The sequence below is a fragment of the Pseudoalteromonas sp. APC 3495 genome (assembly GCF_030407645.1).
Classification (GTDB): Bacteria; Pseudomonadota; Gammaproteobacteria; order Enterobacterales; family Alteromonadaceae; genus Pseudoalteromonas; species Pseudoalteromonas tetraodonis.
Genome location: NZ_JASDDA010000007.1, coordinates 79,522 through 89,535, shown reverse-complemented (window position 1 = coordinate 89,535; position 10,014 = coordinate 79,522). Strand labels below are relative to the sequence as shown.

The following is a 10,014-nucleotide window of genomic DNA, read 5'->3' as shown; positions in this document are numbered from 1 at the left end:
GGCTTAAAAGTTATGCGTTAGGGTAAGCTTGGCGTTTATTGGTAATTCAGGGAATGCTAATGTTGCGCCAAAATAGCCGCCTTCAAACACTGGACGCCAGTTATCTTGATTTGTGACGTTGTTCACATCTAATCGCAACTTAGTGCTAGGCGTAAACGCGTAGCTGGTATTGACGTTTAACGTGTATTGGTCACGAATTTTCACTGTTTGTAAAAAATCTAGCGGGTAACTCTTTGTATATAAAGCTGAAAAACCTGCCTGCCATTTCTCATTAATTGAATAACTACCATTAACGCTTAACGATTGCTCAGGAATACCTTGTACTTGGCTATTTGAAGGGGCAAACGCTGTATAACTTGGCGCGCCTATACCATTACCGGCAATAATATCTGGGCGTGAGTTATCAAACGCATCAGCAATTTGCGCCGAGTCTTGGCTATTCGCAGAGTTATCGTAGCGTGCGTCAATATAGCTATAACCTGCACTTAACCAATATGGGTAAGCGTCGTAAAATACTTGGCCTTCAAAACCTGAGGTACGAATACCGGTATTGCTGCCATCGCGGTTGCGTAAACTACGGCGCTGGCTAAATAGGGCGCCATCAGCATACCAATCGCTGTTGGTAGGCGCATATTTTAAGCCAAATTCTACCAGCGTGTTTTCGGTTGCAAAGTTTTGCGCACTAATCGTGTTGTCACCACCTAAGGTGTTACCACCGGCCATACTATTTGAAGTCGCTTCGTTGTAACTTGCTGCGCCGTAACTTGTAAAATCAGTATTGAGCTTGTAATTAAAACTGATTTGGCCAGATTGCAGCGTGTCGTTAATGCTATCACTGGCTGCTGTTTGTCCTTGTGGCGCTATGGGATCGTGTGCTTCTACATCATAATAATCAAGGCGGTAACCCACACTGGTACGCAGTTTATTTGTCCACTGTGAGTCTTGTTGTATAGCAAAGCCAGTTTGCCAAGAACGCGAGTCGGTGGTGTCTGATAAGTTAAAATCACCACTGCCATCACCGTTTATATCGTATTGACCACCTGGAGATACAAATACACCGGGGCGCAGCTCAACTAAGCGTGCTTTTTGCGCATCGGTTAATGGAATACGACGGTTTGAAAGTGGACCCGTTAAATCAATTGGCGTGTCGGCCTCGGTGGTAAATTGGCTGTATCCAAGTACTTTGTTGTAGCGCACATCAAAGGCTAAGATAGTCTGCTGTTCATTATTCCATTGATACGTTAGTTCAGTGCGGTTTTGTGCGGTATCGGCACCATCTATAATTTCAACAAAACTGTTTTGAGCCACTTCATCACGTTTTAAGTGCTGAAAATAACTAATATTTTTAAGCGACGCTTTATCTGAAAGCTCGCGCTTATAAATACTGTGTAGTAGGTAAGTAGTGGCTTCGTTTTGGTTATCAGGGTCGGTAAGTACGGTGCTGCGATCAATGTTAACTAACCCTGTAGGAGATACAATTGAACCCGCTGCGGGTACTGTGCTGCCGTTTGCTTGAACGCCTTGGCCGGTAATGTAAAGACCATGGTCGATGAGTGCTTGAGTAGGGCGGTTAATACCGGCGTTGTCGGTAAACTCAACCTGATATAGCTCAAAGTTAATATCCCAGCTGCTTTTATCATCAGGCAATACTCGCAGTGCTGCAAAAAGACAGTCACTTTTAGTCCCTGAGTAATCGTAGTAGCTTCCATGATCAAGGTGTTCATAACTCACACGAAAACCAATTTTGTCTTTTACAATCGGTGCGGTGTAATCAAGCTGAGCGGTGTATTGATCCCAACGACCCGCAGAGAGCTTCGCTTTACCTTTGTGTTCTTCAGTGGAGGCTTGCTTAGAGTGTAAATTTACAAAACCACCATTGCGCTGGCTTGAACCAAACAATACTGGAGGAGCGCCTTTAACTACATCTATTTGTTCTACCGCGTTAAATGATAACGGCACACCAAAGCCGTTATTACCTGCTTGGCGACGAGTTCCATCTTGAAAAAGCTCACCTAATTGGCCACGAATAGTGGGTAAGCTTGGTGCACCAAAGCCACTGGCGGCATACGTATTAGGGCTCACAGCAAGTACATCTTGCAAGGTGGTAATGTTAAGTTGTTCTATTAGCTCTTTTGAAATAGGCGTGACTGAACGTGCTATATCTTGCAGTGCTAAATTATCGCCAAAGGGGCCATTTATGGTTGCATCTTTAACAGAAAGTCCTTGAGAATTTAAACTTTGGCCCGCTACTTCAATACGCTCTATGGCATTTTCTGTTACAGGCTTTGTTGTAGCAAAAGCAATAGCGGGTGTATTTAATAAAGCGGCTATAGATACGGCCAAGGATGAATATTTCAAACGTTTTCTCTCTGTAATTGTATGTTGATGGTTATAAAAGACCGAAAGGCTTAAAAATAACTTTCAGCAATTTAACAATATTGTTATTTATTAAAAATAGCTGCTTTGTTAATCGATTTATTAAACAAGCTTAACAGCTATTTACAATTATTATGAAATAAAAGGGAGTTTGTACGGTCTTTATTGCTTATTAGTTTATTTATATCTTTTTTAAGGAAATTTTATGACAGGTTCAATGAATACTGATGTACAAAATCGTTTGCAGTGGTCTTTATTATCGCTTCGGTGTGGGGTGTTTATAGTGATGGTAATGTGGACGCTAGATAAATTTGTAAATCCGGGGCATAGCGCCCGTATTTTTGAACATTTTTATGGGATCAGTGGCTCTACCGATACTATTGCTTATATTTTAGGTGCACTGCAATTATTGCTAGTAATAGCATTTTTGGTCGGTATTAAAAAACGTATTACTTACGGTGCTATTTTTATAATGCATGGTTTATCTACGCTTTCTTCATATAATCAATACATTGATGGCTTTAATAATTTACTGTTTTTTGCGGCGTGGCCTATGTGGGCTGCGTGTTTTGCGCTTTATTTATTACGCGATCAAGACGTAAAATTTACGATTAAATAATAAAGGCAAAAAAAATGGTTATAAGCGTTAGCCTATAACCAATAAAGTACACAGGGAGTGTAGGAAGTTCTGTTGTACGCAGTAAACGGTTAGTTACCCATTTACTGTGTGTCATCAAAAGCGCTTATTGGCGCTTTTAATCAAATAAAGTGGACTGTAATAAATACTTATTTTTATAAAAGCAAAGCTAATGCCAACTTTTAATGTATTGAAATATATAGCTATTTATTATTTATAAGTAGAGGCTTTGCATAATGCAGGTAAATTTTTCTATATTGCAACGGTAAAGGTTACCGACTTTGCAATATAAAAAAATGGCAAGGCTTTTTAAAACAGAGGGGAGTTTTAGTATCGCTGATTTAAAAATCAGCGGCTACTTCAAATTCTAAACGTTGATGAGAAATAGGGTGGGTGAAGGCTAAATACTCGGCATGTAAATGTAAGCGCTCTGCCTCTTCACCATAATGAGTATCGCCAACTATCGGGGTATTTAAACCTAATTGATGAGCGCAATGTACCCGTAACTGATGTGTACGCCCTGTTTTAGGGTATAACTGCAGTCGGGTGGTGTTGTTTTTGCGCTCCAGTACATGCCATGTTGTTAACGACGGTTTACCGGTTTTATAACACACCATTTGGCGTGGTTTATCATCAAAGTCGAGCACAAGAGGTAAATTAATCACTCCGCTATTCTCAGTAATATTGCCCGCCACTAAAGCAACGTAACGCTTTTCAATTGTGCGTTCAATAAACTGTTTTTGCAGCGCTTTATGCGCGCGCTTATTAAGCGCAATAATTAACAGCCCTGAGGTCGACATATCTAACCGATGCACAATAAGTGGGCCAGAAGCCGCGGGGAACTGAGTTTTTATACGCATGTACACTGAATCATCAATATTAATCCCTGGCACCGATAAAAACTCCGCGGGTTTGTTTATTACCAGTAAATCATCGTCTTGATAAACAATAGTTAAGTCTTTTCCTTTTGCAGGGTTTGTTAGTAATGGATTTTCTTCAACATTTAAGCCTTTTAGCATATGACCTAAAATGGGTTGGCATTTGCTATAACACGATGGGTAATAATGTAAGTGATGCCTAATTGCTGATTTAGGCGGTGCACCCCACCAAAATTCGGCCATAGCCACTGGTTTTAAATGGTGCTTGTATGCATATTGTAATAATTTAGGGGCGGCGCAATCCCCCGCTCCCGAAGGTGGAGTGTGCTCAGGAAGTTTGGCAAAAATAGCATTCAGATCGGTCACTTCACCGTGTGCATTTAAAAATTGGTATTGAGCAAATAATTTCTTTTGTAGGTTTTTTGAGAGTGTTTTGCGGCGCTTTTTTAATCCGTTAATTTCACCCAGCATAGCTGCTTGGGTTTGCTCAAGCGCTGTAATTTGCGTTTGCCAGTCTTGCTTTAATGCCTGCAGTTGTTTTTTCTCAACAATACTCTGCCCAGCTAAGGTTGTTTTAAGTTGTTCAAAGTCATCGGCATTGAGTTGCTCTTGGCCAGTTTGGCGTTGCTCTTTTCGCTGTTTGCGGGTCACTTGCATGGCTTGTTGTTTGGCTACAAGTTGCTGTTCATAATTTTTACGTGCTGTAGCTAATTGCTGCTCAATGGCTTGATAATCTTCACTGTTTTCTAATGCCGTAATTTGCGCATTAATGGCGTTAATGATTTGGCTTTGCTGACTAAATACAGCATCGTCTATGTGTTTAAGTGCCACATTAGGTGCAAAATTCAGTTGCTCATCTATGCCCGCTATTTGCCCCGAATAGGCGCTAATAAACCCCAGTTGTTGCGCCTGATTTTGAACGACTAGCACACCAAACATTTTACCCGCATCAATATCATCCGTATCTAAAATAGCCTTATCTAGCTTTTTTAATTGCTGTTGTAATTGCTGTGCAGCGACAACGGCCAAAGGGTGCGGTTTATAATAAAATGGAAATGTAAACTGCTCAGGCAGAGCAAGGGAATCGACGTTTTCATCAAAAACGGTAAAGCAGCTAGCAGGGTTTGACATGGCAGTAAAATTAGCAGTTAACAAAATAATTGCCAAGAGTTTAACATAAGCTGTGCTATGTCACTAAGGATGCGTGCTCGCCAATTTAGACCTATAAAAAAGGCCAACATTTTTATGTTGGCCTTTTAAAATTAAACGCGTTTATAAGTGCTTATTTATTTGCGTCTTTGACTTCTTTTAACTTAGCAGCATGGTCAATTTCAAACGCTGGCATCTCTTTTTTGCCTTCCATTAAATAGTTGTCCATCCAGCGCATTAAACGCAAGCTGTAGTCGTATTGCGCTGCCACTTTACGGTTACCATGACCTTCACCTGGGTAATAAACAAGACGTACATCCTTACCTTGCACTTTCATGTAGCGGTAAAGCTCCATAGATTGTGCAGGGTGAACGCGAGGGTCGTCTTTACCATGCATAATAAGCAGAGGTGTTTCAGATTGGCCTGCCCAGTAAATAGGGCTGCGCTCTAAGTACCACTGCCATTTATCCCATGGGTATGAACGCGCATGAACTAGGTTCATTTCGTTAGAAATATCAGTAGTACCAAATTTAGACAGTTGGTTAGTGACACCCACAAACATAACGCTTGCAGCAAAGTGTTCGGTTAGTTTTGTTGCGCCCCACGCCGATGCATAACCACCGTAAGATCCCCCAGTAATACCAACACGTTTAGTGTCTACTAAACCCATATCAACAAGGTGATTTTTAAAATCAACTAAATCGTCAAACTCTTTACCTGCGTAATCGTTTTGGCCTAATTTTGAGTAATCTACCCCTTTTCCTGTAGAGCCACGGTAGTTAGGATAAAACACCGCATAGCCACGTGCTGCACCCATTTGACCTGGTCGCGAGTAGTTAGTTACCCAGCCGTCTTTATCATGGCTTTCAGGGCCACCGTGTACCGACATAATCAGTGGGTAGCGTGTGCCTTTTTCATAATTTAATGGGTAAACAAGCACACCATCAAGCTCAACGCCGTCGCGTGCTTTAAGGGTAATGGTTTCTTGCTTGGCAAAGCGTTTATCATTTAACCAGCTATTTGAATCGGTTAAACGTGTTGCTTTATTGCTGCGCACAATAAACACTTCGTTAGGGTGTTTTGCGGTATTACCACGAAGTGCGAGTGTTTTATCTGAATCTGAAACACTCAATTGTGAGGCAATAAATTCACCTTCTTTGACTAATTTTTTGTATTTATTAGAGCCCGTTTTAATGCTCGCTACAAAACTTTGCGTGCCTACATTGGCAATAAAGTTAAGTGTATTACGCTTATGCGACCATTCAAAATCAACAACGTGCCCCATAAAGTCAGGTAACCATTCAGTGATTTCAGCGGTTTTAGTGTCAGCAATAAATAAGCGGCCTGTTGCAGGGTCGTGCTTATCTTCTGCACCTAAAATAGCAATGTATTTACCATCATGCGACAGTTCTGCATCACCTAGCTTGCCTTCAGTTTTAAACGATAAGGTTACTTTATTGCTAGCAATATCAAACAAATGCCACATAGATTTTGTGTATTTATCATCAATCAATGCGGTAGGTTGAGTTTTAACCAGTAGCTTTTCACCATTAGCAGCCCAGTTAACATCACTCACGTAATTATCAACGTTGAGTGCGGTGGGGGTAAGTGGTTTATCCGCTTTAGCTAAGTCAACAATAAAAAGCTGCTTGTTATTTAAGCCCATTTCATATACTTCAGCTTTAAAGCCAAGTTTTTTAAGTTCTTTTTCTGACTTGTCTGCTGCAGGCATCGCTAAAATAGCCACCTGTTTGTTGTCTGGGCTTAATTTGTAGCTTGAAATTGATGTGTCTTTTAAAGCAAGAACAGGTTGTGCTTGGCCGCCATCAACAGGTATTTGGTAAAGCGAGGTAAATTTATCGTCTTTTAATTTCGCTAAAAAGTAAATTGTTTTACTGTCGTTTGACCATTCTATGCTTTTAATGTTAACCGAGCCGGTAATAAAAGGACGTTCAACGCCTTTATCATCAACAACATAAAGTTCACTGTAATTACTGCCGTTCTCATCAACATATAATGTACGCGGTAACGATCGTGTAAACGCAACGTTGTCGCCATCTGGGCTAACACTGGTTTGGATCACAGATTTAATTTTTGGAATGTCTTCAACAGTGATGGCCGATTGCGCAAATGCAACTGAGCTTGAAAGCCCAATTGCCAGCGCTAAGCTAGTTTTTAGCATTGTTATTTCCTTTGCTTTATAAGATTTACCTCATTATAACAATGTGTAACCAATATACTAAAAAATGCGATTAATCCTCAAAAGAGGACGTTAAGTGAAGTGATTCTTGTGCAATACCGCGCATACATTTATAGACTCTTTTTAGGAGGGAGCGCCACGTTTGCAAAAATAAGTCCTGCCACGAGCGACATAAATATTAAAAACGTTTGCTGTCCAATATGCTCAGCGTAAACAAAGTCTTGGCCTTCAATGAGTGAGTTTAAACCTATGTACGTTTTGCTCCCCGGCACTAACACAATTAAGCCTTGCATAGCTACAATGGAAGCAGGGGCATTAGCAACTCGATTAAATAAGTTACTAAATACACCGACAGAAAATGCGCCAACAAACGTACCTAGCGTGTAATCTAAATACATGGCGGAGCCAATACTGGTGCCGTAGGCTATAAATCCTGAAGCAATAGACCAAGCAGCATGTTTAAACTTAGTTCTAAATATCACAATTAAGCTGCTACATAGTAAAAATATAGCTAACCAAGCTGTCCATTTAGGCAGTGGCTCTGGCTGTACAAAATCAGCTTGGCCAAAAATAGCAAAGCCAATAGCAATACCAATAAATGCACCAAAATAAAGTTTAAACAGCAACATAAACGAGTCCATAACGCGTGCTGTGCCAGATACTAAATGCCGCGCTGCGAGTTCAGCTAAACCAAGTGCCAGTGCTAGGCCTGGAATAAACACAATAATGGCCGACAGAACAATTAAACGAATATTAATATGCGCATCTAAATGAACGCTAATGGCACACGCCAGTACCGCTGAAACAATGGCCACTAAGGGTTCTAACATGTGGGCAACGCGCTTGGAACGTGCCGACCACAGCACAAATAAATAAACAACAAAGGTTAATAAACCAGACCACAGCACGTCATTCCAACTGGTGCCCATAAGCATTGCAAATGCGCCGCCAGAGGTAGCAAAGGCAATACCTGTAATCACTCTATTGTAAGGGTTTGGGGCATCAAAAATGATATCAAGTTGCTGATCAACTTCTTGCAACGTTAATTCACCATTAAGCATTTTATTAACGAGATCATCGGTATCTGCAAGTGAGCCTAAGTCATGATCGCCAGGGTCTACGCGAGCAACATGGGTGTATTCATCTTCGTGGCCATCAGTCCAAATAACAAAGGTAACCGATGTTGGCGACATGACAAACGATGATTTAAGACCGAGGTAAGTCGCCACTTCCATTAAATGGGCTTCTAGGCGATATGCCGGTGTACCGTACTTATGAAGCATTTTGCCCAATTTAACGATAAATTTGCGTTTTTCTGTAAACGTTGCGGTTTTCAAATTTGTTTTGAACCAACTATTAAATAACTAAGCTAAAAATATAGGCAATAATGCTAAAATTGCCCAAGTTTATTTGCGGCGATTTTAAACACAAATCGCCGTCTGTCTAGTCATTTCTCACCGTTATTTTTTATTTTTTTCTGCTATCCATTGCGACATGTATTGTGTGCTGCGCATGGTGTGATGTTTTAGCATTTGACCGGTGAAATTTTTCATTCTATGCGCCAATAAATTTTGGCTTACTAATTGAATTTTTTCGATTAAATTGTGGCTCAACTGCGCTTTATCATAAAGTGTATGAAGTAACTCATTACCAGCTTTTTGTGCAGCTATAAACTCAGCCTGATTGGTATAAATTGAGACAGCAGCGTTTGCAAATTCTTCTGCATTTTGAGTGATAGCCCCAGGCCATGGTAAATGGCTATGCATACCTTCGCTACCTATTGGCGTGGTGACGCTTGGGGTTTGCATGATCATGGCCTCTAAAAGTTTGCCTTTTATGCCAGCACCAAAACGAAGCGGGGCTAAACAAATGCGCGCGCTTTGCATTACTTCATAAGCATCATCTGCCCAGCCTTTAATTAAAAAACCGGTTTTAGGGTTATTGAGTGCGGTGGCTTTAGGTGGTGGGTATGAGCCATAAATGTGCAGCTCTGCCTGTGGTAGTTGTTTGCGGATAAGCGGCCAAATTTTTTGTAAATACAGTACCGCATCCCAGTTTGGGGCATGCCTAAAATTACCAATAGTCATAAAGTGTTGGCGCTGCTCATACGATTTAGTTTGCTCAGGTAAGGCGCTTAAATCAACCATAAATGGTAAATGATGTAACACACTAGGCTCAACTTTAAACACTTCATTGAGTAGTTCCATCTCATAGCTTGAGATAATTAAGCTTAAGTCACAGCGTAAAATAGCGGCTATTTCACGTTTAGCTATGTCTGATAGTAAATCGCTATGGTTGAATTCACGCTCGCCTTTATGGGCTTCATGGCGGGCATTGCGCAGGCATTGTAAATCTTCGGTGTCTAAAATTTTAAGTGCATTTGGGCAATGCTTATCTACGCGCCAGCCAAATTGTTCTTCCATCATAAAACGGTCGAACATAACAATATCTGGGTTGTAGGCTTTAACGTAATCATCAAAACTATCGCAGTTAAGTGCGATGCTTTGACTGGTTATGCCGTAATCGTTCAGATTTACCATGTGCTCGGTTGGTTGTGCAGGCGTAGTAAATTCAACATCCCAGTTTTGCGATTTAAACGCATTAAGTAACGACATCATGTGCGTACCCGCAGCAGACGAATTGGGCTCTGGCCATACATAGCCAATTACCAGCACTTTTTTCATTGGCTAGATCTCTTATTATTAGGGTCTGTTGACCTTTCAAGGTTAAATTTGCAGCAGTCTGTTTGGTATTTAGGCAAGGCAGAGCCTATG

Annotated in this window: 6 protein-coding genes; 1 reads left to right on the top strand and 5 read right to left on the bottom strand. The window is 40.9% G+C overall.

Annotated elements, in window-relative coordinates:
- Positions 1–3 precede the first annotated feature (3 nt).
- Positions 4–2,358: a TonB-dependent receptor gene (locus QL984_RS04625; RefSeq protein WP_138764292.1), complete on the bottom strand. Its 2,355-nt coding sequence runs from the start codon at positions 2,356–2,358 to the stop codon at positions 4–6.
- 223 nt (positions 2,359–2,581) lie between these two features.
- Here QL984_RS04625 and QL984_RS04620 point away from each other — a divergent pair, with 223 nt between their 5' ends.
- Positions 2,582–2,995, top strand: a complete 414-nt coding sequence (locus QL984_RS04620; RefSeq protein ID WP_013463037.1) for a hypothetical protein — start codon at positions 2,582–2,584, stop codon at positions 2,993–2,995.
- Between the two features lie 359 nt (positions 2,996–3,354).
- On the opposite strand, the gene QL984_RS04615 is transcribed toward QL984_RS04620, so the two are convergent.
- The 4 genes from QL984_RS04615 to QL984_RS04600 all read right to left on the bottom strand — a co-directional run bounded on the left by QL984_RS04615 (position 3,355) and on the right by QL984_RS04600 (position 9,924).
- Positions 3,355–5,022, bottom strand: a complete 1,668-nt coding sequence (locus tag QL984_RS04615) for a pseudouridine synthase (protein ID WP_290172046.1) — start codon at positions 5,020–5,022, stop codon at positions 3,355–3,357.
- 151 nt (positions 5,023–5,173) lie between these two features.
- Positions 5,174–7,222, bottom strand: a complete 2,049-nt coding sequence (locus tag QL984_RS04610; protein WP_036955082.1) for a S9 family peptidase — start codon at positions 7,220–7,222, stop codon at positions 5,174–5,176.
- A gap of 128 nt (positions 7,223–7,350) precedes the next feature.
- The gene (locus QL984_RS04605; RefSeq protein WP_083494678.1) at positions 7,351–8,577 is read right to left on the bottom strand and encodes a threonine/serine exporter family protein; all 1,227 of its coding nucleotides are present in this window, start codon (positions 8,575–8,577) and stop codon (positions 7,351–7,353) included.
- A gap of 123 nt (positions 8,578–8,700) precedes the next feature.
- Entirely contained in the window at positions 8,701–9,924 is a 1,224-nt protein-coding gene (locus QL984_RS04600) for a glycosyltransferase (protein ID WP_290172037.1), read from the bottom strand.
- Positions 9,925–10,014: the final 90 nt, after the last annotated feature.